Origin of the sequence: Streptomyces sp. SUK 48 (genome assembly GCF_009650765.1) — a bacterium.
Classification (GTDB): Bacteria; Actinomycetota; Actinomycetes; order Streptomycetales; family Streptomycetaceae; genus Streptomyces.
On the sequence record NZ_CP045740.1, the window covers coordinates 213704 to 236493 of the forward strand.

A 22790-nucleotide genomic window follows, 5' to 3' on the forward strand; every position below is an offset into this window, starting at 1 on the left:
CTTCGTACTCCTCCAGACCGGCGCGATCGCCGTCCACCTGCTGATCGGCGAACAGGGACTTCGCTCTCGCGGGATCAGCCCCACGGTGAACCAGCCGACGCCCGGCTCCCCCGCCGCACTCGCACGGCCACGCGCAGGCGTCGGCCCGTCCCCGTTCTCCGGCTGAGGGACGCAGGCGTTTCACCGTGGCGGTTCCTGCCCTAGAAGGGTTGGGCGGCGCGGAGAAGGCTCGGCGGAAGGTAGCGGGACTCGACGCGGATGGTCCAGCCGCGGCGGCGGGCGTGGCAGGCCAGGGCGAGGATGTCGAGGTTGATCGAGGCGTCCGGATCGTCGGCGCGGTCGGCGACCGCGTAGTAGGCGCGGTGGGCTTCGAGAGCGTCGGCCAGGGCGAGGTTGAAGCTCTCCTCGTCGCCCTCCACGAGCTGCGACAGCAGCACGGCCGGTGGCATGGCGAAGCCCCAGTCCGCGGCCTTCTCGTCCTGCTGGAGCGCGCGTTGTACGGCCTGCTCGGTGTCGATGCCCGTCAGGTAGGCGTGCAGGGCCTCGCGGTAGGCGCTGAACGCGGAACCGTCCGGGCGGGCGAAGGCGGGGCCGGTGAGGACCAGCGGGGCGAGGTCCTCGCGTACCCCGGTGATCAGGGCGAAGGCGACGGCCTTGTGCCAGTTGTGGGCGACGGCCTCCTCGGACCGCTCGGCCGGGCACCGCAGCGTGCGGCCGTCGACGGTCACCTCGACCTCGGTTCCCGGCTCGGCAAGGGCGACGCGGAACAGGGCCGCGGCCGTCCGGGCGGCCAGCCGCAGCGGGGCGAGCTGGGCCTCCGTGAGATCGTCGTGATCTCCCGCATGCCACTTGAACAGGCGCTCCTGGCCGCCCATGATGCTGTCGAGCCGCCGTACGGCGAGGAGTTCTCCGTCGGTGGCGTTGAACGCCTCCTCGGCCCCCTTCTCGTCCATGGCCTCGGCCTGCGGGTGCACGGTCCGCTCGCGGTCCGGCCTCTCCACCACCAGCGGGCCCGCGGCGAGCGCGGCGACCGCGTCCGGTCGCCGGTCGCGGCCGAACGCCCCGACCCGCGGGCCTCGTGTCTCGAAGCCGGTGATCAGCGCGTACGGGAGGTAGTCGCTGTGGACGGCGGTCGCCCAGCCCAGCGTCCGGTACGCGAGCGCGGCGAGCGCGAGGGGGACGAGCGGGAGCAGGGTCTTCGGGGAGGCCGTACGACCGTGCCGGGCGGCGTGTTTGGCCAGGAGGCCGGCCAGCTCGGCGTCGAAGGCGTCCCGGTCCCCTGCGGCCAGAGCGCGCAGCGTGCGCAGCGCCGCACTGTCCGGCCCCTCCAGGAGGGGCTCGCGGATCTCCTCGGCACGGGCACGGACGCGGTCGAGGGCCGCGTCGACGGCGGCGAGCTTGGCCTGCGCGCTCGGCGGGTACTCCTCGTCGTCGCCGGTGTCGTCCAGGACCACGGCCGTCAGCCCGGTGGCGAGCTCGCCGAGGGGCGTCGCCTCCGCCCGCGCGGCGAACTTGACCCGGGCGAAGTGGAACGCCTCGCCGTGCCACTCGGCCTTGTCCCGGAGAACGGCGAGGCAGAGCGCGTCGATCCACGCCGCGGGGGTGACACTCTCCTGGGGTGGTCGTCCCCGGGGTCGTAGCTCATGCCGAAGTTCACGTAGTCCAGGAAGACCTGGAAGCCGCAGTGCGGGTGGTAGGCGGCGTAGGCGACGGCGCCGGCCGCGGCTTCGGAGGCGTCCTTGAGAGCGGCCTTGGCCTCCGGGATGCCGAGGTCGGGGGTCGCGGCGGAGAGGGCGCCCAGGTAGTCGAGGAACTCGTCCGCGATCGACTGCCATTCGTAGGTGGTCATCCGGCCGCCCCGCGACATGGACCGCACCTGACCCCCGATGCGGTTCGTGAAGTCCTCGCGTGCCGCCGACACGGCCGCCTCGTCCACCTGGTGACGCTCTATTCGCACTGCCCCGCTCCTTGATCGATCTCACTTCACCCTAGGCGCTGGGTCTGACAGGCAGACGCCTGCGGCGGTCGGCGGAGGCCGCGGCGGCAGGCCGCTCACAGAGACAGGTCGACCCCGGTGCGGAAGCATGGCCGCCGTGCCCCGCGAGAACGCGCCGCCGGCTGCGTCCCCAGGGCATCAGGAGCGAGAAAGAAGGAGAAACCATCATGGCGATCCTGCGGATGGACAACGTCGGCATCGTCGTCGAGGACATGGATGCCGCCATCGCGTTCTTCGTGGAACTCGGTATGGAACTGGAGGGCAGGGCAGAGGTCGAGGGTCTCTTCGCCGACCGGTGCACCGGGCTGGACGGCGTCCGCTGTGACATCGCGATGGTCCGGACCCCGGACGGCAACAGCCGGCTCGAACTGGCGAAGTACCGCAACCCCGAGGCGACCAGCGTGGAGCCGCGCAACCGGCCGCACAACATTCTGGGCACACACCGCGTCATGTTCGCGGTGGACGACATCGAGGACACCGTCGCCCGGCTGCGTCCTCACGGCGCCGAACTGGTGGGTGAGATCGCCCGGTTCGAGGACAGCTATCTGCTCTGCTACCTGCGTGGCCCGGCGGGCATCATCGTCGGGCTGGCCGAGCAACTGGGCTGAAGCGCCGGTCCGCGTGCCACCGCGCGGGCCGGTCCGTGACGCCCCCGGGCGCGTGAGACGCGTACTCGGGGGTAACGGCGATTTCATGAACGCGTTGAGGAAACGGTCGCAGAGGTCGCCGTACGCACAGAACGGCGAACCGTCGTCCATCGCCGGCACCGTCGGGCCGAGGAGGTAGACGTGCTCTTCCTGGTCGTCGCCCTGCTCCTGCTGGGCATCATCCTGGGTTCGGCCGCCTACCTTCCGTGGCCCGTCACGTTGGTGGTCGGGGCCGTGATCGTCGGCTGGCTCGTCGTGTTCGCCGGACGCGAGCGGCGCCGGCGCGGCCGGACGAGGAGGGCCTGATCATGCGGCTGACCGCACCGCCTTCCGCGCGCACGGGCCGCCGGGACACCGAGGGCATGGCGGTGGCCTCCTTCGTCCTGGGGCTTCTCGGACTGCTCGTCCTCAATCTGGTCCTCGGCCCCATCGCCATCGTGCTCGCCGTCATCGCCCTGCGCCGGAACACCCCCCGCCGCTCCCGGGCACTGCTCGGACTGGGGCTCGGCATCGCCGACCTGGTCGTGTTCGCCCTGCTGGCGTCCCTCCACGGAGCCGCCTCCTGGTCGGTCTGGGGCGGCTGAGCACTCCGGGGCACCGGCGCCGTGCGCGGCGCGAACTCCGGGCCGGGCACGACACCGTGAACCGGCCGAGGCAGGTGTGACATCCGCGCGGTGCCTCCGCAGCCGTCCGGCCAGGTCTGCCGCCCGCGAGCGGCACCACCGCCGAACACGGTGTCGACCCGCGCGAGCAGTGGCGCGGCCTGGCCACCCGATGCGACGAACTCGCCCTCGCCCGCCAGGCCGCACTCCACCTCGCCGCCGCCCTCGTCCGGCACGACGCCGGCCAACCGGGCAGGGTCTCGCCGATACGCCGGTCGAAGTCGGTTCAGCGGCGGGTCATTCCGTACGTCGGGTTCAGCCGGCGGTGCAGGACACCGTCGGAGCGCCGTTGCCGCCCGAGTAGTTGGCGTTGAACCCGAAGGAGGTGCCGGCTCCGGCGCCGATCGAGCCGTTGTTGCTCGCGTTCTTCACGGTGACCGTGTTGCCGGACTGGGTGTAACTGCCGTTCCAGAGGCTGGTGACCGTCTGGTTGCCGGGGAAGGTCAGCTTGACGGTCCAGCCGTTGATGCTGGAAGAGCCGTTGTTCTTGACCGCCACCGAGCCGGTGAAGCCGGAGCCCCAGTCGGAGGAGTCGGTGAAGGCCGCGGAGCAACCGCCGCCGCTCGGCGGCGGGGTGGTGGGAGGCGGGCTGGTGGGCGGCGGGGTGGTGCCCCCGCCACCGCTGGTGACGGTGATGTCGGAGCTGCCGCTGCTCTGGTAGCCCTCGGTGGCCAGGATCTCGTAGTTCGGGGTGCCGAGGTTGAGGCCGAGGCTCTTCCAGGCGTTGAAGATGTTCGACACGGTGATGGTGCCGCCGGTGCGCTTCGACTGGCGGACCGCCCAGTACTGGTCGAACGTCGCGGTGCCCTCGATGGACGGCGCGTTGACGCGGGTCGTCTTGTACAGGTCGTACGTGCTGCCGTCACTGCTGACCGAGCCCAGCTTGGTCGCGCCCGAACTCGGGTTGTAGTTGCCGTAGTTGTCGACGATGTACCACTCGATCAGCGGGTTGGTGGTCCAGCCGTACAGCGACAGGTAGCAGTTGCCGTTGCAGTTCCACGTGCCCGAGTACGAGACGGCGTTGGTCGTGCCCGGGTTCCAGCCGGTGCCGGCCACGACGTTCTGCGAGGCGGTGTTCCAGGTCAGGCTGTAGTTGCTGCCCGACCCCAGGGTCATGGTGGCGCCGCTGGACTGCTCCCAGAACGAGTAGAAGTAACCGTTGTTGGTGCCGGTGCTGTTCGAGGTGATGGTCGTGGCGGCCTGGACCGGGCCGGTCAGCGCGAAGGCGACCACGACCGCCACCACGGCGGCGACGAGCCCTTGCACGGCGGCCACGAGGCCGCGTCTGCGGCGCGGCACGCGGGTCAGCGTACTCATGGGGTGTTTCCTCCTTGTGCGGGTGTGGAGGGCCTGCTGTGTGCCGGGCCCCTGATCACCACCGGTCGAGGACGACCATGAATGACAGGGGCATGACACATCCGGCCGTCGAATGCCGCCTCCGGAGGCCGGGTCGGCGTGCGGGCCGGACCGCCGGTGATGGGCACCGGCGATGGCGAACAGTCTGGACGGCGACCGACGGGTGTCAACAGTTTCGGTAGAAGTTTCGAAATATTTCCGACCGGGGAGCTTCCGCCGGGAGGAGCATTTTCCCTGTTCAGAGAACAGTTACCGCGCTCTGCCCAGCACAATCTTGCAACTCAGGCGACGATCAGCACATCTGACATACCGACAGGTCGCCATGCGATCGAAAGTTTCGAGCGAGACGAGCACACTCACGGCGATGAAGACCTGCCGGGTTCCAGCTAGGCAGTGGCGCGGTGGCAGTGGCTTCGAGAGCCCCGGACAGGACGGTTCCCGGTGAGCCGGGCGGGCGGTCGGGCGAGTTGCGAGGGCCCGGCGAGGCGCCACAAGCCGTGGCGGCCCCCGCACCGCATCCGGAAGGAAGGAGGCGGTACGGGGGCCGGGGGTCGTCACGGCTGGCGTGGTGTGCGCGGGCGGGACGGTGTGCTCACCCCAGCGCGGCGAGGGAGGCTTCCCTGGTCGCCTCGCTGTCGAGGTTCCGGCGCGGGGCGGGCAGGAACAGTACGGCGAGGAAGGCGGCCGCGGCGCCGATGACGGAGAGCCAGGGCAGTGCGCTGGCCGTGCCGGCGGCCTGCGCCTGGCGCATCCCGTCGTGGATGTGGCCGGTGACGGCGTCCGCGTAGAGGCTGCCCCCGATGGCCAGGGCGATGGAGCCGCCGATCTGCCGGAAGAAGGTGATGTTGGAGCTGGCGGTGCCGAGGTCGGCGGGGCCTACGTTGGCCTGGATGACGATCGTCAGGCCGGAGAGCATCGGACCGATACCGAGGCCGATGAGCAGCATCCACAACGACATCGTCAGCAGCGGCGTGTCGAGGGCGAGCCGGGTGAACAGCGCGGCTCCCGCTCCGGCCAGGACGGTCCCGCCGAGCAGCCAGATCTTGTAGCCGCCGGACTTCCTGATCATGGTGGCGGTGAGGAGGCTGCCGGTCACCATGGCGATCATCAGCGGATACAGGTGCAGACCGCTGGAGCTGGCGCTGTGGCCCAGCGCCTCCTGGAAGAAGCGGGGCAGGAAGATCACGGCCGCGAAGAGGCAGAACGCCGAGAAGAAGGAAGCGGCGCTGACCAGGGTGTACGCGCGGTTGCGGAAGAGGCCCAGCGGCATGATCGGCTGGTCGGCCCGGTTCTCGATCAGGATGAAGGGAACCAGGAGCAGGGCCGCGAGCAGGATGGGGCCGAGCACGACGCCGTCGGTCCAGGTGTGGCCGTCCACCCCCTTCATGGTCAGGCCGATCAGCAGCGAGCTGATCCCGACGGACAGGACGCCGATGCCCGCGTAGTCGGGGCGGCCGGCGTCCGGTATGCCCCCGCCGCCGGGCAGGAGCCGCCAGATGATGCCGAGTACGACGGCGCCGATAGGCAGGTTGACCAGGAAGACCCAGTGCCAGCTGGCGTGGTCGGTGAACACGCCGCCCAGATAGGGGCCGATCACGTAACTCAGGGCCATGACACCGCCGACGGCACCCTGGGCCTGGCTGCGACGCTCCGGCGGGACGGTGTCCGCGACCATGGCCAGGGACAGCGGCATCAGGGCGCCGGCTCCCAGACCCTGGAGACCGCGGAAGGCGATGAGCTCGCCCATGTTCTGCGACAGGGCGCACAGGGCGCTGCCGGTGAGGAACACCACCATGCCGATGATCAGCAGCCGCTTACGGCCGTAGATGTCCGACAGCCGGCCGTAGAGCGGGACGGTGACGGTGGACGCGAGGAGGTAGGCCGTCACCGTCCATGTGTAGAGGTCGTCACCTCCCAGGTCCTGGATGATCCTCGGCAGGGCCGTGCCGACGATCGTCTGATCCAGCATGGACAGGAACATGCCGCCGAGGATGGCGACCAGCAGGAGTCCGTGGTGGGGCGCGGTTTTCTTGTGCTGCTTCATAGGTAAGGCCCTACAGGTAGTTTTTGACATGCAAGATCCGGGGTGCCCGAGGCGTCAGGAGATGGGGGAAATGCCGCGCGTCCCGCATCCGGGTGGCCTCGGGCAGGCCGGACGACCGTCCGGCATACGTAGACACTGACAGGTAGAGACTGACAGGTCAAGTTCGAGGTATGCTGACGGCATGTCCCTCCGGATCGCCCTCCTCGGCACCCTCGCCTTCACCGGCCCCGCCTCCGGCTACGAACTGGCCAAGCAGTTCGACAGCTCCGTCAACCACATCTGGCAGGCCAAGCACAGCCAGATCTATCCAGAGCTCGCGAAGATGGTGAAGTCGGGAGCCGTCACCGTCGAGGAGGTCGGTGACGGTCGGGGGCGCAAGATCTACACCGTCACCGACGCGGGCCGGGAGGAGATCACCCACTGGGCCTGCGACGGCGATCCGCATCGCAACGTGCGGGACGAGACCGCGTTGCGCGGCTTTCTCGTCACCCTCCTGCCGCCGGCGCAGGGAGCAGCCGTGATGCGCGCCGAAGAGGACAGGTTCGCCGCCCGGCTGGCCGAGATGGAGGCGCTCAAGGCGGAGGTGGAGGCCCGTACGACAGCGCAGTCGCCGCGCTTCGGCCTCTACGCCATCGACCTGGGCCTGCGCACCCACCAGATGCTTCGGCAGTGGGCGGCCGACACCGCGGAGGATCTCGAAAGGCGTGCCGGCGCCTGAGGGGCGGTCCCGTGTGCGTCGCGCCGGGGTCCGAGAGCCACCGCGCGCGGCGAGTCCGTGAAGCGGCGAATCCGTAAAGGAGACGCAGTGGAGCCCGGCCCGACAACCGGTCGCGGCGTCACCCGGCGGGGCACCGGCAGATCGCGGGCCGGGCGGCATATACGCGGGCCGGGGCGGCAAGCTTTTGAGGACGCCCGCCGGCCCCCGTCCTGCTCAGGGGTGACGGCGGACGCGCCACGAAGCACCCACCCGGCCGACCAGGCCGGTGCCATCGGCGCCCTGTAACCGCCTGAACGCCCGGCGCCGCCACCTGGATGAAGGTGGCGGCGCCGGGCGTCAGCGGGCTGACCGGGAGCCGGAACAGAGGCTGGCCGCAGGTGCGGCTCAGACGACCGACAGCACGATCTTGCCTGCGGTGCGGCCCCGCTCACCGATCTCGTGCGCCTTCGCGGCCTCGGCCAGCGGCACCACGGTGTCGATCACCGGCCGCAGCGCGCCCCGCTCCACCAGGGCGCTGATCTCGCGCAGCCCCAGGTGGTCGGGTTCGACCAGCATCCACACCGCCCGCACCCCGTCCTGGGCCGTGGGAACGTCGTCCGGGCCGGGCAGGGTGATCAGCCGGCCGCCGGGCCGCAGGACCTTCAGGGACCGCTCGGCCGTCTCTCCGCCCAGTCCGTCCAACACCACGTCGACGTCGCGCACCGCGTCCTCGAACCGCACCGCGCGGTAGTCGATCACCTCGTCGGCGCCCAGTCGGCGCACCAGGTCGTGCTTGGCCGCGCCGGCCGTCCCGATGACGTACGCGCCGCGGGCCTTGGCGATCTGTACGGCGAGGTGGCCGACCCCGCCGGCGGCCGCGTGCACCAGCACCCGCTCGCCGGGACGCAGACCGGCGGTGTCGACGAGGGCCTGCCAGGCGGTGAGCGCCGCGAGCGGCAGGGCCGCCGCCTCCACGTGGGTCAGGGCCGCCGGCTTGGGGGCGAGATGCCGGGCCGGTGCCACCACGTACTCGGCGTAGGCGCCCGCCTGGCGGGGGAACGACGGCATTCCGAAGACCTCGTCACCGGGGCGGAACATGCCCACCCCGGGACCGACGGCCTCGATCGTGCCCGACACGTCCCATCCGACCGCGGGGACCGCGCCCCACTCGATGAGAGCCCCACTGGCACGCGTCTTCCAGTCCACCGGGTTCACCCCGGCCGCGTGCACCCGGACCAGGACCTCGCCCAGCCCCGGTTCCGGGCGCGGCATCTCGCGCTCGACCAGGTTCTCGGCCCCGCCCCACTGCTCCACGACCACCGCACGCATCGTCTTCCTCATCCTTCACTGTTCTCGGCTTCGTATCGGTCCGCGCCCGGAGTTCCCCAGCGCGACGCAGCCCAGCATCGGCCACCGCCGCCCGCCACGGTGTTGGCCGTACGGCCACTATGTGCCAGGATCTGGCCATGGACGACATGCGGTGGACGGCGAGGGAGAACGAGACCGGCGGCACGGGCGGCGCGCCACGGCGGCACCGGATCGCCGTACTCGCTCTGCCCGGGGTGCCGCCGTTCGAGCTCGGCATCCCCTCGCGTGTCTTCGGCAGCGTGTACGACGCCGGGGGCCGCCCGCTGTACGACGTCACCGTCTGCACCGCCGACGGCGCCCCCGTGCTCAGCGACGCGGGCTTCACCGTCCAGCCCGCGGCCGGCCCCGAGGCCCTGGCCGCGGCGGACACCGTGATCGTCCCGCCCACGCACGCCATGCCCGAACTGGGCCGTGGCGGACCGCTGCCGCCCGGGATCGCCGCGGCCATCGCCGGTATCCGGCCCGGCACGCGGCTGGTGTCCATCTGCACCGGGTCCTATGTCCTCGCCGCGGCCGGACTGCTCGACGGCCGCCCGGCCACCACCCACTGGAACCTCGCCCCGGAGTTCCGCCGGGTCTATCCCAAGGTCAAGCTCGACGAGGACGTCCTGTTCGTCGACGACGGCGACGTGCTGACCTCCGCGGGCGTGGCCGCCGGCGTCGACCTGTGCCTGCACATGATCCGCCGCGACCACGGGGCCGCCGCCGCGAACCGGGCCGCCCGCATGTGTGTCGTACCGCCGTGGCGGGACGGCGGGCAGGCCCAGTACATCGACCGTCCGGTGCCCGAACCCACCGTCGCGGGCACCAGCGCGACGCGCGCCTGGGCCCTGGAGCACCTTGGCGAGCCGCTCACCCTCGCCCGGCTCGCCGAGCATGCCCGGATGAGCCTGCGCTCCTTCAGCCGCAGGTTCCGCGACGAGGTCGGCATGACTCCGGTGCAGTGGCTCACCGCACAACGCCTGGAGCTCGCCAAGCAGTTGCTGGAGACGACCGACCTGTCGATCGACCTGGTCGCGCACCGGGCCGGCTTCGGCACGGCCAACTCGCTGCGCGCGCACATGAGAACGGCCTTCGGGGTGTCGCCCGCCTCCTACCGCCGTGCCTTCGGCGCGAGCGAGCCGCCGTCGGCCGACCGGCGCCGGCCCGACACACAGGGCTTGCCCGTGTCCTGAGCGGGTTGAGCAACGCCCACCGCGCGAAAGGCTCTTGGGCCCGGTGGTGACACCGGCCGCCGCGCAGCGGGACACTCTCCCCACGGCTCGACATCGGAGGAGAAGCCCGTGGCGAAGGCACGATCACGCACCGCACGTGAGTACGCACTCGTCGTCGGCGTGTTCATCGGTCTGCTGTGCATCGTCTACGGAGGAGTCGCGGCCGCCACCTGGGCCGTCAGCGAGATGACCGGCTGCGGCCACCACTGCCCCGCCACCGCCCCCGACACCGGCGGCGGGGGCGGAGGAGGCGGCGGGTAGCCACCGGCAGCCGAGCGCATCGGATCGGTCCCGGCGGCCGAGCGCGCCGCCACGATCCGCGGCGCGGGGAGCGCGTGCTCGACGCGGCGCTCGAGGTCCTCGTCGAGGAGGGGGTCGCCGGGATCACGCACCGCAAGGTCGCCGCCCGGGCGGACGTGCCGCTGGGCTCCGTCACCTATCACTTCGCGAGCCTGACCGAACTGTGCGCGCGGGCGTTCGCCCGGTACGTCGAGCGGCGGAGCACCGAGTACGAGGCGCTCTTCGCCGAGGTGACCTCGCGCGCGGAGCTGGTCGACGTCCTGGTGGAGCTGGTCCGGGGCGGGCCGGACCGGCACCGCAGCGCCGTCCTCGGGTTCGAGCTGCACCTGGCCGCGTTGCGCGATCCCGCGCTGCGCGCGCTGACCGAGGAGTGGACCGGGTCGAGCCGGGCGGTGCTGGCCCGCTTCACCGGCCGGGAGACCGCGGCCCGCCTCGATGCCCTCCTGGAAGGAATGATCATGCACGCGCTGCTCTCCCCGGAGCCGGAACCGCGCGCGGAGACCCGTACGGCCATCGTGCGGACGCTCGGCCCGGCCACCGGATCGGGCACGTGAGCCCCCGTACCCGAGTACCGCCGCCCACCGAAGATCCAGCGGCGAACGGGACCTGGACGCCCTACCCGCCTCCCCCGCTCCCGCCCTCCGCATACCCGTACCAAGGAGCACACCGTGCCGAGAACCGCTCCCCTCATCGAGGTCGGTGACGCCGATCTGGAGGATCTCCGCGCCCGGCTGCGCGCCACCCGGTGGGCCGAGCCGTGGCCGGTCGACGGCTGGCAGGCGGGGACCGACGCCGCCGAACTCCGCCGCCTCGTCACGTACTGGGCCACCGACTACGCGTGGCGGACCCACGAAGCCGCCGTCAACGCGCTGCCGTCCCACTTCGCCGACATCGACGGCACACCGGTGCACTACCTCCGTTACGACGCCGAGCGTCCGGACGCCCTGCCGATCGTCCTCACCCATGGCCGGCCGAGTACCGTCCTGGAACTCACGGCCCTCGCCGAGCGGCTGGCCGCTCCCTCCCGCCACGGCCGGGACACCCGGGACGCCTTCACCGTCATCGTGCCCTCGCTGCCCGGCTTTCCCTTCAGCCCCCAGCGGCCCACCCTCGGCGGCACGGAGCAGACCCACGACCTCTGGCACCGGCTGATGCACGACCACCTCGGCTTCCGGCGCTACGCGGCCTACGGCGGAGATCTGGGCGCCGGCGTCACCTCACGGCTCGCCGAGGCGCACCCCGAGTCCGTCGTGGGCATCCATCTGCTCGCCGCCGCGGCCCCCGCCGAGCCCGACCCCGCCTCGCTGACGCCCGAGGAGGAGTCGCATCTCGCCTCCGCCACCGCCTGACTGGCGGAGGAAGGGGGCTCCACGCACCAGCAGAACACCCGGCCCCTCACCCTCGCTCCCGCCCTGAGCGACTCACCCGCCGGGCTGCTGTCCTGGATCCTGGAGAAGTACCGGGCGTGGAGCGACTGCGGAGGCGACCTGTCCACGCGCTTCGGCGACGACTTCCTGCTCACCCAGGTGTCCCTGTACTGGTTCACCGGCGCGATCTCCACGTCGTTCCGCCCGTACTACGAGTACGCGCACCAACTGACGCGACGGGTACGGCGGGTGGAGGTCCCCACCGCCCTCGCCCTGTTCCCCGCGGACCTCGCCCGGCCGCCACGCAGCTGGGCCGAGCGCACCTACCGCCTCACGCGCTGCACGCAGATGCCCCGCGGCGGGCACTTCGCCGCCCATGAGGAACCCGGCCTGCTCGCCGACGACATCACCGCGTTCTTCCGCGAACTCCGCCCCCGCCCCGCGTCTCGGCGCCGGGCGCGTGAGCCGGTGAGGGGCGGCGGGGACAGGTCCGGGGGCCGGCGAGGAGGGAGCCGCCTTCGCCGGTGACGGCGGCCCTCAGCCGATGCGGACGCTCGTCTTTGGGGCCAGCCGGTGGTAGCGGGCCGGGACCCCGGGTCCCCGTTCGCCGAGGAAGCCGTCGACCATGGCGGTGCCGATGTCGTTGAGGGCGCCGTCGTGCACGGCGTAGGCGTCGCGGGGAGCGACCTCGCGCAGGTAGTCGATCAGGTCGCCGACGGTGGACCAGGGGGCGTGCACCGGCAGCAGCAGCGTGCCGACCGGAGTCCCGGGGACGGTCAGGGCGTCGCCGGGGTGGAAGAGGGTCCCGTCCACCAGGAAGCCCACGTTGGGGACGCGCGGGACATCCGGGTGGATGACCGCGTGCCAGGCCCCGTGCACCGTGATGTCGAAGCCCGCCACGCTGAAGGCGTCCCCGTCGCCGATGGCGGTGACCCGCGCGCCCAGGCCGTCAAGCCGCTTGGCGACGGAGGAGTTGGTCCAGATGCGCAGACCGGGCTGCGCCGCGGCGGCCCGGCGCAGCGCCTCCTCCGAGAAGTGGTCGAAGTGCTCGTGCGTCACGAGCACGGCGTCGGCGCCGTCCAGCGCCCTCGGGTCGGTCAGACCGCCCGGGTCGACGACCAGGCGGCGTCCGTCCTTCTCGAGCCGTACACACGCGTGACCGAACTTGGTGAGCTGCATGACCAGCACATCCCTCTGTATTTATTGAACTCGGTTGTACAACTTAACTGTACAACTAAGTGTGAGATGGGCGGCTAGGATGGCCTCATGGACGAAGACGCGCTGGCCGAGGAGCTACGGCGGTCGCTCGGGGAGCTGGTCCGGGCCGTGCGGACCGTGGACACCATGCCGCCCGGAGAGGCGGCCGTTCTCGGATTCCTCGACCGCGGCGGCCCCTTGACCACGGCGGACCTCGCCCGCCTGCGGGGCGTCACACACCAGTCGGCCGCCAAGTCGGTCAAGGACCTCTCCGCCGCCGGCCTGGTCCACGGCGAGCAGCACCCCGACGACGCCCGGAAGTTCCTGCTGCACCTCACCGACGCGGGCCGCTCTCGCCTTCAGCGGGAACGCACTCTCCGCGCGGGCGCCCTCGGCGCCGCCATCCGCGAGACCTTCGACCCCGACGAAAAACGCCGGCTCGGCGAGTCCGTCACCCTGCTGTCCCGCCTGACGGCCCGTCTCACCGACCGCTGACCGCCGACCGCCCGTCCAGCGGCCGCCGGCACGTCTCGGGGACTTGCCCGAAGTCCCCTCGCGTGTGAAAGATCAGCCCCTGCCCTAAGCCGCTGATATCAAGACGGTTTGGCGCCACCTGCCGGAAAACACTCCCGGAACCCGGCACGGTGATCCACTTTCGCTACAGCCCTTAGAAGACGGCGGTCGCCGCCTTGCGGCGCAGGTCTTCCACCGTGTCGAGTTGGGTGCGCGCGCGGTCGAGCAAGTCCCGCAGTTGTGCCGGGTCCAGAGCGGTCCGCTGGGGAGCCAGCGCGAGCAGGGTGAGCCAGAGGAGGGACTTCCCTTCGACCCCAAGGCGCAGAGTCTCGAGTTCCATGACGGTGTCGAGGCCGGAGTGCCGGCGCAGGACGCCGTTGGGTTTCAGCCGCCGGACCCTCTCCAGGACCCAGCCCGCGAGGACTTTGTAGCGGTGAACGGGGACGCCCAGTCGGCCCATGATCATCAGTAGGCTCTGCCGGTCCTGGGCGATCTCGTCGGCGACGCGCTTCAGGACGGAGGCGCGGGCACTGCGCCCATGGCGGTCGGCCAGGTGCCGTGAGAGGCCGGCACCGACCGTGGCTCCGGCCAGATGGTCGTTCAGATAGATACCGAGTACGTCCTGTTGCACCGTCAGCCCTTCGCAGCTCTCCCGCCGGGTCCCCGCCCTCCGCCATCGTCCGTCGACATCGCCGCCGCCGCGGCGCGGCGTGCCCGTGAAGTCACCTGTACCGCCCTCTGCCTCGTCGCACTTGGCGTACCGGCCGCCACGCCTACGACTCCGGCCGTCCCCCCGGATGTTTGTCGCGGCCCGGCATCCGCCACCAGGCGCCCGACATCGATCCGCACCTGCCGGTCCGCCCGGACGAGTCGGAAGAAGACCTCCCCGCCCGCCGCGCGCGTGCCTCGCGGGCGGCCGGCGGGGCGCCGCGGACATGACCGATCGGGAAGGGAACGGGCCGCACCGAAGGCGTCCGCGGTGTGCCCGGCACGCCCGCCTGCTGAACAATGGCAGGCAGGAGCACTCGGTCCGCGGTGCCGGTGGCAGCCACGGTTCGCCGGTCCGTTGCCCGAGGGGCCGGCCGGCGTGTCGTGGCGTCCGGCGGTCCGGGCACTGCCCGCGATTCACGAGGAGACGGTCCGACCGCACCGTGCCCGGTGCTCACACCGAAATCGGCACGGTTTCGGCCGCAACGACCTCGGTGCACCACCTGACCCGTGTGTGCCGCACGACGACCGGCACCGTGCGCCGCGTCCCTGGGAGCGCTCGTGCTCGCCGCTTATCGCGACCTCTTCGCCCTGCCGGGTGCCAGGTGGTTCACGGGTGCGGGAGTCCTCGGCCGGCTCTCGCGGCCGATGTTCGCACTCGGCGTCCTGACCATGGTCTCCGAGACCACCGGACGGTACGGGCTGGCCGGCACCCTGACGGCGGCCCTCCAGCTCTCCACCGCGGCGATCGGCCCCCAGATCTCGCGTTTCGTGGACCGGTACGGGCAGCGGCGGGTACTGCGCCCGGCCGCGGCGGTCACGGTGGCGGCCGCGGGCGCCCTGCTGCTCTGCTTCCATCTCGGTGCGCCGGACTGGTCACTTTTCGTCTGTGCCGTGCCGGTGGGGACGATGCCGAGCGTAGGGGCGATGACGCGTGCGCGGTGGACGGCGGTATGCGGGAACTCGCCGCAGCTGCTCCACACCGCCTACGCGCTCGAGTCGGTGCTCGACGAGGCGGCTTTCATCGTCGCGCCGTTGTTCTCCATCGAGCTGAGCGCCCTGTGGTTTCCCACCGCCGGGCCGCTGTGGGCACTCGGTTTTCTGATCGTGGGCGTTCTCATGCTCACGGTGCGGCACGCGGTCGAGCCCCCGCCGCATCCACGTCGTAGCCACCGCGAACCGGCTCTGAACTCCTTCGGGCTGCGGGTGCTGGTGGCGACCTGTCTGGGAACGGGGATCGTCTTCGGCGGAATCGAGGTGGCGACCGTCGCGTCCGCCCGGTCGCTCGGGGACCAGTCGGCGGCCGGCCAGATGCTCGCGGCGTTCGCCCTGGGCGCGTGCGTGTCCAGCTCGGCCTTCGGGTTGCTGAGAACGGCCGGGGAACCCACAGGCCGCCTGCCCTTCGCGGCAGCCGTGATGATCTCCGGAATGATCCCGATGCAGCTGACGCACAGCCTGGCGGCGCTGACCGCTGCCCTGCTGATCGCGGGAGCGGCGGTGGCTCCCGTCTCGGTCACCACCAAGGCCGCGGTCGTACGGGTGGTGCCGCGCGGCCGGCTGGCCGAGAGCCTCACCTGGGCGACCGCCGGCGTCGCCCTGGGCTGCGCCCTGGGCGCGTCGGTCTCGGGCTTCGTGGTGGACGCGACCGGCGCCGCCGTCGGCTACGAGGTGCCGGGCGCCGCGGGTGCCGTGACCGCCGCGGTGGCCTTCCTCGGGGGCCGCCGACTGCACGCGAGGCTGGTCGCGCGCCACCGGGTGTGAGCCCGCGGCCGCCGGCCGGCCCCGGAAGGCCGGGTCAGGCCGGCGCCGCGGCCGTACGAGTACGCACCCCGCGGGCCCGCAGGACGAGCGCCGCAGTGCGGGTGAGCATCATCGTGACGGCCATCAGCAGCAGCGCGTCGGTCAGTGCGTCCGCCGAGATCCGGTGCGTGCCCATCCAGGTGGCGAGCTGCACGGGGAACCAGTGCTCCGAGCCGTAGGAGAAGGCCGCGCGCGCACCGATGACCACGCACCACACGGCGGCATAACCCCACCCGGCCCGGCTGACCGGCCGGCCGGTGCGCGGGCTGGTGTAGACCCGCATGCCGCGCGCCGCCAGCAGCCCGCACAGCAGGCCCGCCAGCAGACCGGCGAGCTCCAGGACGAGACCGTATCCCGTGGTGGTGAGGCCCTTCACGAAGAACGGCACGATCACCGCCGCGGTCAGGACGGGCCGCAACACACGGAACCGTCCGATGGTGCGGTGCGGACCGAGGTCCGCCTCCAGGACGGCGAACAGCACGACGCCATTGATGATCATGGCCTGGCCGATGCCGGACATGGCAGAACATCCTTTCTCAGGGGGCTTTCCCGCGAAGATCTCCGCAAGCGGAACCGGGGCGTACCCCAGCTTCGGCAAGAAGCCGGGTGTACCGCGTCATCGCGGGAGGCGAGACCGGTACGACTCCCGGCGGGCGGCGGATGACCCCGCGGTACCAACGGGCGGCGCGGACATCACCCTGCCGGTCACCGCATGGGGTGACGCCGCGCGGGGGCCTGGTTCCTAGCGTGGTCCCGACCGCGCGGCCCACCTTCGTGCCGCTTCGCGCCGAATCCGCGGAGGCCCTTCATGTCCAGCCCGGTGGAGATCCTGCTCGCCGTGGGAATCGTCGTACTGGTGCTGCTGCGGCAGTGGCGGGGCGATGCCGTGCACGCGAGGAAGCTGATCGTCCTTCCCGCGGCGCTCACGGTGGCCGGATCGCTGAGCCTGGCGAGCGCGGGGCGGCAGCCGACCGGCGCCGACACCGGCTGTCTGGTGGTCGGCGGCCTGCTGGCGGCGGTGATCGGGGCGGGGCAGGGACGCGCTGTCCGGCTGGAGCACCGGGGCGGAGCGCTGTGGGCCCGGATGCCCGTCGCGGGACTGTGGTGGTGGGCCGCGCTGATCGCCTCACGGCTGGTCATGACCGGCCTCGCCCACGCCCTGGATGCCGGGGTGGCCGCGTCCAGCTCGTCCGTTCTGCTCCTGCTGGGCGTCAACCGGGTCGGGCAGGCCCTCGTCCTCGTGCCCCGCGCGCTGGCCGCCGGTGTCTCCCTGGCGCCGGACCGCGGCGAGACCCCGGTCCCCGGCGGTGCGCGCGGGCTCGTGCGCCGGTACGGGAACCGGCCTCCCGTGCCCGCCGGTGCCGCCGGGGAGCCGTCCAGGAACATCTCGCGCACGAACCGGCGCGCGGGCCGCATCGTGCGCGCCGCCTCGGAGCGTACCGGGACCGTCTCCGGCCCGGCGGCCCCGGGCGCCGATACGACGGCCCGGTCCGGCGCCCGGCCCCGCGCGGGGAACCTCGCGCGGCGGGCGGAGCGGGACGCCCGGCGCGCGCGGCGAGACCGCCGCCGGTGAGCCCCCTCCTCCTGCCGTCCCTCACCCCCGGCTCCGGGCCCGGCGCACGGGAGCACACGGCCCCGGCGCACCTCGGCACCGCCCGTACCGCACACCGGTCCGCTCCTCTGCTGGGTCGCCTCCCGGAGCCGTATCGTGGTGCTGTGCTGCGCACTGTCACCTGGCTGATCCGGGGCATCGCGTTCCTCCTCATCGGGCTGGACAGTCTCGTCCTCCTCCCCGCCGGCTCGGGCCCGTCGACGCCGGTGGCCACCGCGTTCGCGCTGTCCGGCGCCGCACTGGCCACCTGGGCCTACGGAGACCTGAAGCCCGGCGCCTTCGGCCGCTCCCCCGCACGGGGTTCCGCCGGTCTTTCCGCCCACCGGGACTCGCGTGCGCCCGGCCCACCCCGCTGGGACGTCCTGCTGCCGATCCTGCTCGGCGTCATCACCGCGGTCTCGGGACTGGCCTGCGCCGCGCCCCATGCCTCGGCCCTGGTCGGGCTCGCCATCATGGCCGTGATCGCGGCCGGCAGCGAAACAGGTCTGCGCACGGGCTGGATCGTCGTGGCCATCGGGGTGCTGGCGGTGCAGATCGGCGCGCTGGCCGGCGGAGCGGGCCGCGGCGTCTTCCTCGGCTTCCCCCTGCTGCTGGTCGTGGCCCTGCTGGCGGGGCACAATCGCCGCGCCTACCGGATTCGCGCCGAGCAGGCCGCCCGGATGCTGGAGCAGGTGGAGCGGCTGCGGGCCCAGCAGCGGCTGACCGCGGTGCTGGACGAACGCACCCGCATCGCCCGGGAGATCCACGACGTGCTGGCCCAGTCGCTGGGCGCCCTCGGCATCCAGATACAGGCGGCCAGGGCGCTGATCGCCGAGGGCGGTCAGGAGAGCCGCGTCGACGAGATGCTGGCCCGGGCCCAGCGCATGGCCGCGGACGGTCTGGTCGAGACCCGGCGCGCGGTCCACGCCCTGCGGGCGGACAGCGTCCCTCTGCCCCAGGCCCTGGAAGCCATCGCCGAGCAGCACCGCAGGCAGCACCGGGCACCCGTGCGGATCACCATCAGCGGTCCGGAGCCGGGACTGTCACCGGAACAGAACGTGCAACTGGTGCGCACCGCGCAGGAAGCGCTGACCAACGCGGCCAAACACGCGCCGCACCAGCCGGTGGACATCGTCCTCGGCTACCAGGACGATCAGGTGACCATGACCGTGAGCAACCCCTTTCTCAGCGCCGGCGAGGAGCCCGCAAAGCCCTCTTTCACCACCGTCGACGGCGGCTACGGCCTCACCGGTATCCGGGAACGCCTGCTCCTGGTGGGCGGACAGCTGCTGACCGATGCCCGCGACGGCCGCTGGACACTCACCGCGCGGGTGCCCCGATGACGGCTCCGGGCGCCTTCGGGCCGGGCACCGCCGAGAGCGGGTCCGGTGCGACCGGGACGGCCGCCCCGCCGCTCAGGATCGTGGTCGCGGACGACCAGGCCAGCGTCCGCGAGGGCCTGGCCATCATGCTCGACCTGCTCCCCGACCTCAGCGTCGTGGCCACGGCCGCCGACGGTGAACAGGCCCTGGACGCCGTGGCCGAGCACCGCCCGGACGCGATCCTCCTCGATCTGCACATGCCGGTCCTGGACGGCATCGCGGCCACCCGCCGGCTCACGGCCGAACACCCCGATGTCGCCGTCGTCGTGCTCACCACCTATGCCGACGACGCCTCGGTGCTCGACACGCTCCGCGCCGGTGCCCGCGCCTATCTGACCAAGGACGCGGACCGGCTGCACATCGCCCGCACGCTGCACAGCGCGGTCACCGGCTACGCCGTCCTCGACCCCCAGGTCCAGGCGGCCCTACTGGCCGCGGCGGCGCGACCCGTGGAGCCGGCCCCCGCCGTGCCCCGGGCGGCCGGACTTCCCGACCACCTGACCGCGCGGGAGGCCGAGGTGCTGGCCTTGGTGGCGCGCGGCCTGAGCAACGCGGAGATCTCCGCCGCGCTGTTCCTCAGCGGCAACACGGTCAAGACGCACATCAACCGGATCTTCGGCAAGACCGGCTGCCGGGACCGGGTCGCCGCGGCGAACTACGCCCGGCGCCACGGACTCGACGACCCCGGTCGCGCATGACGCCGGTCCCCGGTTCGAGGACTCGCAAGCGGTCGGCCGGGGACCCGCACGCGGCCGGCCGGGAACGTTTCGCGGTCCGGCCGGGGGCCGCCCAGCGTGATGGCCCGTCGTGGCGGGGCGGAGCACGCCGGAAAGCGGCGACGGGCGATCCCGCTCCCGTCACGCGGTCCGCGCCGCCCCGGCACCCGGCGGCCGAACTCCTCCGCGTGGGCCCGGCGTGGCAGGACGCCCCAACCCGGGCGGCGGGCCTCTCGACCGGAATCCCACCGGCTCACCCGCACCGGATAAAGGCATCGCCTCCCACGCGTGCGGGCGAGCCGGTGAAGAGGGCGGCCTTCGGCGGCGCGGAACCGGCGAGAACGCCGCATCCGCCGGTCAGTTGAGCGTCGGTCACCGCCGCTCGGCGAGGTGGTCCTCGACGTGGCGCCGGAACGTGTCCGTCGCAGGGTGGGCGGGCCGCGCGGGCCACGCCAGATGGACCGTGACCGGCTCGGCGTCACGCACCGGCAGATAGCACACGCCGGGATGCGGGTGCTGATGCACGGTTCCCTCGGTGGTCACCCCGACCGCCGCGCCGGTGGCGATCGTCGTCAGCCACTCGTCCACCCCGGGGACGGTCACCGTACGGGGCCGCCGGCCGGCCGGCCACAGCTCGGCGCTGGTCGTCGCGGCGCTCGCGCACAGGGCCACCGTCTCGTCGCCCAGGTCGGCGAGACCCACCTCCGAACGGTCCGTCAGCGGATGCCCGACCGGTACGGCGGCCATCCGCCGCTCACTGGTCAGCGCACGATGGACCAGGCGCGAATCGTCCGATGCCGGGCTCAGCCGCAGGAAGGCCAGATCCGCTGCACCGCGGCGGAGCAGCGCCGCCGGATCGTCGGCCCGGCGGATGTGCACCTGGATCTCGGGATACCGCTCGCGCCAGGTCCGCAGCAGCGGCACGGTGTGGCTGCCCAGCGCGGCCCAGGCGAAGACGAGCCGCAAAGGACGCGCCGTCCCCTGCCCGGCGGCATCGGCCAAGGCGTCATCGAGCTGGGCGAGGACACGGTGCGCGTTCTCCCAGAGCCGTTGGCCGGCCTCGGTCAGGTGCAGGCTGCGCGTCGAACGCTCGACCAGCCGCACGCCGATACGCTGCTCCAGCTGGGCGAGGGTCCGCGAGAGGGCGGGCTGGGTGATGTGCAGCGTACGGGCGGCGCCCGTCAGCGTGCCCTCGTCGCCGATGGCCGCCAAGGCCCGCAGATGACGCAGCTCCACATTCATGACCCACAAGCATAAGCAGTGACCAGAAGGCATTTCACCTGCCCCCGTGGGCACGCCTAGCGTGGTCGTCATGACCAACCCCCAGCAGAGCATTCTCCTGATCGGCGCCGGCGGAACCCTCGGCCGCGCGGTGCACCAGGCCCTCACCGCCTGCGGGCACCGGGTCTTGACCGCCGGCCGCACCTCGGGCGAACTGCGCTACGACATCACCGATCCGGCACAGATCACCGCCCTCTACGAGGCGGCCGGGCGGCTGGACGCCGTGGTCAGCGCGGCCGGCTCGGTGCCGTACAAGCCTCTGGCCGAGCTGGGCCCGGACGACTGGCAGGCCGCCTTCACCGGCAAGGTCCTCTCCCAGATCGAACTGGTCCGCCAGGGCATCGCCCATGTCACCGGGCGCGGCTCCTTCACTCTGATCACCGGTGTCCTCGCGCACGAGCCGATCGTCACGGGGGCCGCCGCCTCCCTGGCCAACGGCGCCGTCGAAGCCTTTGTCCGCGCCGCCGCGATCGAGCTCGCCCCGCAGCGGGTGAACGCGGTGTCCCCGAACGTCTTCACCGAGTCCCTCGGCACCTACGGCGATTTCTTTCCCGGCATGGGTTCGGTGCCGCTGGAGCGCGTGGCCCAGGCGTACGTGCGCTCCGTGGAAGGCGCGCAGACCGGGCAGATCTACCGCCTCTGAGTCCGGCAGGTACCGAACGCCGACGCAGGCACGCTCGTCGCCGGTGCCGGCATGTTCCATGAGTTTCGCGGCCTACGGCGTCCGCGCCGATGACGCCGGTGGAGCCGCGGGCGTGAACCCGAATTGCTGCCGCGGACGCTCGGGAGAGGGGCCGTACTCGCCGATCGGCGGGTACGGCCCGGTGAACTCCCCTTGCTCGTCGGTCAGCTGTACTCGTGTCACGGACAGCGGTCTGCCGGCTCAGTCCTCGGAGCGCGGGCAAACCCACAGGATGATCACGACACGTCGTCCGCCTTCATCCTGGTCGCCGAGTCCACCTCGCGCCGGTTCACAGCGCGATCACGATCTTTCCGTGCACATGCCTCTCGGCCTGCGTCGTCACGGCTTCGCGAATCCGCTCGACCGGGAAGGTCGCCGCGATCGGTACCGTGATCCCGCCGGAACGGATCGCCTCGGTGATCCGTTCCAGGGCGCCCGGACCCGCGTCGAGGGCACCCGCCGTACGGACACCGGGCGGCGGGGCGGGGCCGTCGGCCACGACGGTGATCCGCTCGGCTGCCACGCCGAGTTCGAGGGCGGTCTCGGCGGTCTCCCTGCCGAACAGGTCCGTCGCGGCGGTGATCCCCTCGGGCGCCAGGGCCCGCACCCGGTCCGCCAGACCGGGGCCGTACGCCACGGGCTCGGCGCCGAGCCCGCGCAGGAATCCGAACGTCCCCTCGGAGGCGGTGCCGAGCACCCGGGCACCCGCGAGCTTCGCCAACTGCACGGCGAAGATGCCCACACCACCCGCCGCCCCGCCGATCAGGACGGTATCCCCGGCGCGGAGCCCGATCGCGGCGAGCGCGGCGGAGGCCGTCAGCCCGGACACCGGAAGCGTGGCCGCCACCTCATCGCCGACGCCCGCCGGGGTGGGCCACAGGTGTGCGGTGGGTGTCTTGACCAGCACGAAATCGGCGACGGACCGGCCGATCGCGGCCCCGTACACCCGGTCGCCGGCCGCGAATCCCGTGGCTTCGGCGCCCACCTCGTCCACCACCCCGGCGAAGTCGCTGCCGAACCCGGCCGGAAGGGTGATGCCGAACCGGGCCGCCATGTCGGGCTGGGTGGTGATCTGCCAGTCCATCGGGTTCAGCCCGGCGGCCGTGACCCGGACGCGCACCTCGTCCGGTGCGGCGTGCGGCTCGGGTATCTCCTCCACTTCGAGTACTTCGGGACCGCCGAATCGCCGGTAACGCACAGCTCTACTCATCGATGACCTCTCCTGGCCAGTGATGGGACTTGGTCTTATCGACCGTACACCAGTGATGG

The 22790-nt window shown here is 72.3% G+C and carries 24 protein-coding genes; 15 read left to right on the forward strand and 9 right to left on the reverse strand.

Annotated features, from left to right (window positions below; translation table 11 throughout):
* Positions 1–200: 200 nt before the first annotated feature.
* Positions 201–1835, reverse strand: coding sequence for an immunity 49 family protein (locus tag GHR20_RS00940; RefSeq protein WP_243877836.1), 1635 nt, complete (start codon positions 1833–1835; stop codon positions 201–203).
* 328 nt (positions 1836–2163) lie between these two features.
* Here GHR20_RS00940 and GHR20_RS00945 point away from each other — a divergent pair, with 328 nt between their 5' ends.
* From GHR20_RS00945 to GHR20_RS00950, 3 genes are all read left to right on the forward strand, one after another.
* The gene (locus tag GHR20_RS00945; protein ID WP_153811835.1) at positions 2164–2604 is read left to right on the forward strand and encodes a VOC family protein; all 441 of its coding nucleotides are present in this window, start codon (positions 2164–2166) and stop codon (positions 2602–2604) included.
* 180 nt (positions 2605–2784) lie between these two features.
* Positions 2785–2949, forward strand: a complete 165-nt coding sequence (locus GHR20_RS36635; protein WP_037652110.1) for a hypothetical protein — start codon at positions 2785–2787, stop codon at positions 2947–2949.
* A 2-nt stretch (positions 2950–2951) separates the two neighbouring features.
* Positions 2952–3227 (forward strand): DUF4190 domain-containing protein, encoded by a 276-nt coding sequence (locus GHR20_RS00950; protein WP_153811836.1) that lies wholly within the window; start codon positions 2952–2954, stop codon positions 3225–3227.
* A 333-nt stretch (positions 3228–3560) separates the two neighbouring features.
* Here the strand turns inward: GHR20_RS00950 and GHR20_RS00955 are convergent, their stop codons facing one another.
* Both GHR20_RS00955 and GHR20_RS00960 read right to left on the reverse strand, forming a co-directional pair.
* Positions 3561–4622: a glycoside hydrolase family 11 protein gene (locus GHR20_RS00955; RefSeq protein WP_153811837.1), complete on the reverse strand. Its 1062-nt coding sequence runs from the start codon at positions 4620–4622 to the stop codon at positions 3561–3563.
* Positions 4623–5253: 631 nt separating this feature from the next.
* On the reverse strand, positions 5254–6705 hold the full coding sequence (locus GHR20_RS00960; RefSeq protein ID WP_153811838.1) for an MDR family MFS transporter: 1452 nt from the start codon (positions 6703–6705) through the stop codon (positions 5254–5256).
* A gap of 181 nt (positions 6706–6886) precedes the next feature.
* Here GHR20_RS00960 and GHR20_RS00965 point away from each other — a divergent pair, with 181 nt between their 5' ends.
* Positions 6887–7423 carry a PadR family transcriptional regulator gene (locus GHR20_RS00965; protein WP_111581532.1) on the forward strand — a complete coding sequence of 179 codons (537 nt, stop codon included), beginning with the start codon at positions 6887–6889 and terminating at the stop codon, positions 7421–7423.
* A 384-nt stretch (positions 7424–7807) separates the two neighbouring features.
* On the opposite strand, the gene GHR20_RS00970 is transcribed toward GHR20_RS00965, so the two are convergent.
* The gene (locus GHR20_RS00970; RefSeq protein WP_153811839.1) at positions 7808–8731 is read right to left on the reverse strand and encodes an NADP-dependent oxidoreductase; all 924 of its coding nucleotides are present in this window, start codon (positions 8729–8731) and stop codon (positions 7808–7810) included.
* A 146-nt stretch (positions 8732–8877) separates the two neighbouring features.
* Between GHR20_RS00970 and GHR20_RS00975 the strand changes: the two genes are divergently transcribed.
* From GHR20_RS00975 to GHR20_RS37205, 5 genes are all read left to right on the forward strand, one after another.
* Positions 8878–9945, forward strand: a complete 1068-nt coding sequence (locus GHR20_RS00975; RefSeq protein WP_153815760.1) for a helix-turn-helix domain-containing protein — start codon at positions 8878–8880, stop codon at positions 9943–9945.
* A gap of 108 nt (positions 9946–10053) precedes the next feature.
* Positions 10054–10245 carry a hypothetical protein gene (locus tag GHR20_RS36640; RefSeq protein ID WP_194859170.1) on the forward strand — a complete coding sequence of 64 codons (192 nt, stop codon included), beginning with the start codon at positions 10054–10056 and terminating at the stop codon, positions 10243–10245.
* Positions 10246–10319: 74 nt separating this feature from the next.
* The gene (locus tag GHR20_RS00980) at positions 10320–10838 is read left to right on the forward strand and encodes a TetR family transcriptional regulator (RefSeq protein ID WP_243877838.1); all 519 of its coding nucleotides are present in this window, start codon (positions 10320–10322) and stop codon (positions 10836–10838) included.
* A 114-nt stretch (positions 10839–10952) separates the two neighbouring features.
* Entirely contained in the window at positions 10953–11633 is a 681-nt protein-coding gene (locus GHR20_RS37200) for an epoxide hydrolase (RefSeq protein WP_243877839.1), read from the forward strand.
* A 177-nt stretch (positions 11634–11810) separates the two neighbouring features.
* Entirely contained in the window at positions 11811–12179 is a 369-nt protein-coding gene (locus tag GHR20_RS37205; protein WP_243877841.1) for a hypothetical protein, read from the forward strand.
* Positions 12180–12188: 9 nt separating this feature from the next.
* Here GHR20_RS37205 and GHR20_RS00990 read toward each other — a convergent pair whose 3' ends face one another.
* Entirely contained in the window at positions 12189–12830 is a 642-nt protein-coding gene (locus GHR20_RS00990) for an MBL fold metallo-hydrolase (RefSeq protein ID WP_194858764.1), read from the reverse strand.
* 87 nt (positions 12831–12917) lie between these two features.
* Here GHR20_RS00990 and GHR20_RS00995 point away from each other — a divergent pair, with 87 nt between their 5' ends.
* Positions 12918–13343 (forward strand): MarR family transcriptional regulator, encoded by a 426-nt coding sequence (locus GHR20_RS00995; protein WP_153811841.1) that lies wholly within the window; start codon positions 12918–12920, stop codon positions 13341–13343.
* A gap of 172 nt (positions 13344–13515) precedes the next feature.
* Here GHR20_RS00995 and GHR20_RS01000 read toward each other — a convergent pair whose 3' ends face one another.
* Positions 13516–13992 (reverse strand): hypothetical protein, encoded by a 477-nt coding sequence (locus GHR20_RS01000; protein ID WP_153811842.1) that lies wholly within the window; start codon positions 13990–13992, stop codon positions 13516–13518.
* 638 nt (positions 13993–14630) lie between these two features.
* On the opposite strand from GHR20_RS01000, the gene GHR20_RS01005 reads away from it, so the two are divergent.
* Complete coding sequence (locus GHR20_RS01005) at positions 14631–15830, forward strand: MFS transporter (protein WP_153811843.1); 1200 nt, start codon at positions 14631–14633, stop codon at positions 15828–15830.
* A 34-nt stretch (positions 15831–15864) separates the two neighbouring features.
* Here GHR20_RS01005 and GHR20_RS01010 read toward each other — a convergent pair whose 3' ends face one another.
* Positions 15865–16389 carry a hypothetical protein gene (locus tag GHR20_RS01010; protein WP_153811844.1) on the reverse strand — a complete coding sequence of 175 codons (525 nt, stop codon included), beginning with the start codon at positions 16387–16389 and terminating at the stop codon, positions 15865–15867.
* A gap of 288 nt (positions 16390–16677) precedes the next feature.
* Between GHR20_RS01010 and GHR20_RS01015 the strand changes: the two genes are divergently transcribed.
* The 3 genes from GHR20_RS01015 to GHR20_RS01025 all read left to right on the forward strand — a co-directional run bounded on the left by GHR20_RS01015 (position 16678) and on the right by GHR20_RS01025 (position 19540).
* Positions 16678–17442, forward strand: coding sequence for a hypothetical protein (locus GHR20_RS01015; protein ID WP_153811845.1), 765 nt, complete (start codon positions 16678–16680; stop codon positions 17440–17442).
* A 143-nt stretch (positions 17443–17585) separates the two neighbouring features.
* Positions 17586–18803, forward strand: coding sequence for a sensor histidine kinase (locus GHR20_RS01020; protein ID WP_153811846.1), 1218 nt, complete (start codon positions 17586–17588; stop codon positions 18801–18803).
* Positions 18800–19540, forward strand: coding sequence for a response regulator transcription factor (locus GHR20_RS01025; protein ID WP_111581545.1), 741 nt, complete (start codon positions 18800–18802; stop codon positions 19538–19540). The genes GHR20_RS01020 and GHR20_RS01025 overlap by 4 nt, the downstream gene beginning before the upstream one ends.
* Positions 19541–19930: 390 nt before the next feature.
* Here the strand turns inward: GHR20_RS01025 and GHR20_RS01030 are convergent, their stop codons facing one another.
* Positions 19931–20800: a LysR family transcriptional regulator gene (locus GHR20_RS01030; protein WP_153811847.1), complete on the reverse strand. Its 870-nt coding sequence runs from the start codon at positions 20798–20800 to the stop codon at positions 19931–19933.
* A gap of 70 nt (positions 20801–20870) precedes the next feature.
* Between GHR20_RS01030 and GHR20_RS01035 the strand changes: the two genes are divergently transcribed.
* On the forward strand, positions 20871–21482 hold the full coding sequence (locus tag GHR20_RS01035; protein WP_153811848.1) for a short chain dehydrogenase: 612 nt from the start codon (positions 20871–20873) through the stop codon (positions 21480–21482).
* 328 nt (positions 21483–21810) lie between these two features.
* Here the strand turns inward: GHR20_RS01035 and GHR20_RS01040 are convergent, their stop codons facing one another.
* Complete coding sequence (locus GHR20_RS01040; RefSeq protein ID WP_194858765.1) at positions 21811–22731, reverse strand: NADP-dependent oxidoreductase; 921 nt, start codon at positions 22729–22731, stop codon at positions 21811–21813.
* Positions 22732–22790 lie beyond the last annotated feature (59 nt).

What these genes read in the sequence shown, in the direction of transcription:
- GHR20_RS00940 (WP_243877836.1), bottom strand. Translation starts at nt 1,835, where the DNA reads ATGGCAGTCGATCGCGGACGAGTTCCTCGACTACCTGGGCGCCCTCTC.
- GHR20_RS00945 (WP_153811835.1), top strand. Translation starts at nt 2,164, where the DNA reads ATGGCGATCCTGCGGATGGACAACGTCGGCATCGTCGTCGAGGACATG.
- GHR20_RS00950 (WP_153811836.1), top strand. Translation starts at nt 2,952, where the DNA reads ATGCGGCTGACCGCACCGCCTTCCGCGCGCACGGGCCGCCGGGACACC.
- GHR20_RS00955 (WP_153811837.1), bottom strand. Translation starts at nt 4,622, where the DNA reads ATGAGTACGCTGACCCGCGTGCCGCGCCGCAGACGCGGCCTCGTGGCC.
- GHR20_RS00960 (WP_153811838.1), bottom strand. Translation starts at nt 6,705, where the DNA reads ATGAAGCAGCACAAGAAAACCGCGCCCCACCACGGACTCCTGCTGGTC.
- GHR20_RS00965 (WP_111581532.1), top strand. Translation starts at nt 6,887, where the DNA reads ATGTCCCTCCGGATCGCCCTCCTCGGCACCCTCGCCTTCACCGGCCCC.
- GHR20_RS00970 (WP_153811839.1), bottom strand. Translation starts at nt 8,731, where the DNA reads ATGCGTGCGGTGGTCGTGGAGCAGTGGGGCGGGGCCGAGAACCTGGTC.
- GHR20_RS00975 (WP_153815760.1), top strand. Translation starts at nt 8,878, where the DNA reads ATGCGGTGGACGGCGAGGGAGAACGAGACCGGCGGCACGGGCGGCGCG.
- GHR20_RS00990 (WP_194858764.1), bottom strand. Translation starts at nt 12,830, where the DNA reads ATGCAGCTCACCAAGTTCGGTCACGCGTGTGTACGGCTCGAGAAGGAC.
- GHR20_RS00995 (WP_153811841.1), top strand. Translation starts at nt 12,918, where the DNA reads ATGGACGAAGACGCGCTGGCCGAGGAGCTACGGCGGTCGCTCGGGGAG.
- GHR20_RS01010 (WP_153811844.1), bottom strand. Translation starts at nt 16,389, where the DNA reads ATGTCCGGCATCGGCCAGGCCATGATCATCAATGGCGTCGTGCTGTTC.
- GHR20_RS01015 (WP_153811845.1), top strand. Translation starts at nt 16,678, where the DNA reads ATGTCCAGCCCGGTGGAGATCCTGCTCGCCGTGGGAATCGTCGTACTG.
- GHR20_RS01025 (WP_111581545.1), top strand. Translation starts at nt 18,800, where the DNA reads ATGACGGCTCCGGGCGCCTTCGGGCCGGGCACCGCCGAGAGCGGGTCC.
- GHR20_RS01030 (WP_153811847.1), bottom strand. Translation starts at nt 20,800, where the DNA reads ATGAATGTGGAGCTGCGTCATCTGCGGGCCTTGGCGGCCATCGGCGAC.
- GHR20_RS01035 (WP_153811848.1), top strand. Translation starts at nt 20,871, where the DNA reads ATGACCAACCCCCAGCAGAGCATTCTCCTGATCGGCGCCGGCGGAACC.
- GHR20_RS01040 (WP_194858765.1), bottom strand. Translation starts at nt 22,731, where the DNA reads ATGAGTAGAGCTGTGCGTTACCGGCGATTCGGCGGTCCCGAAGTACTC.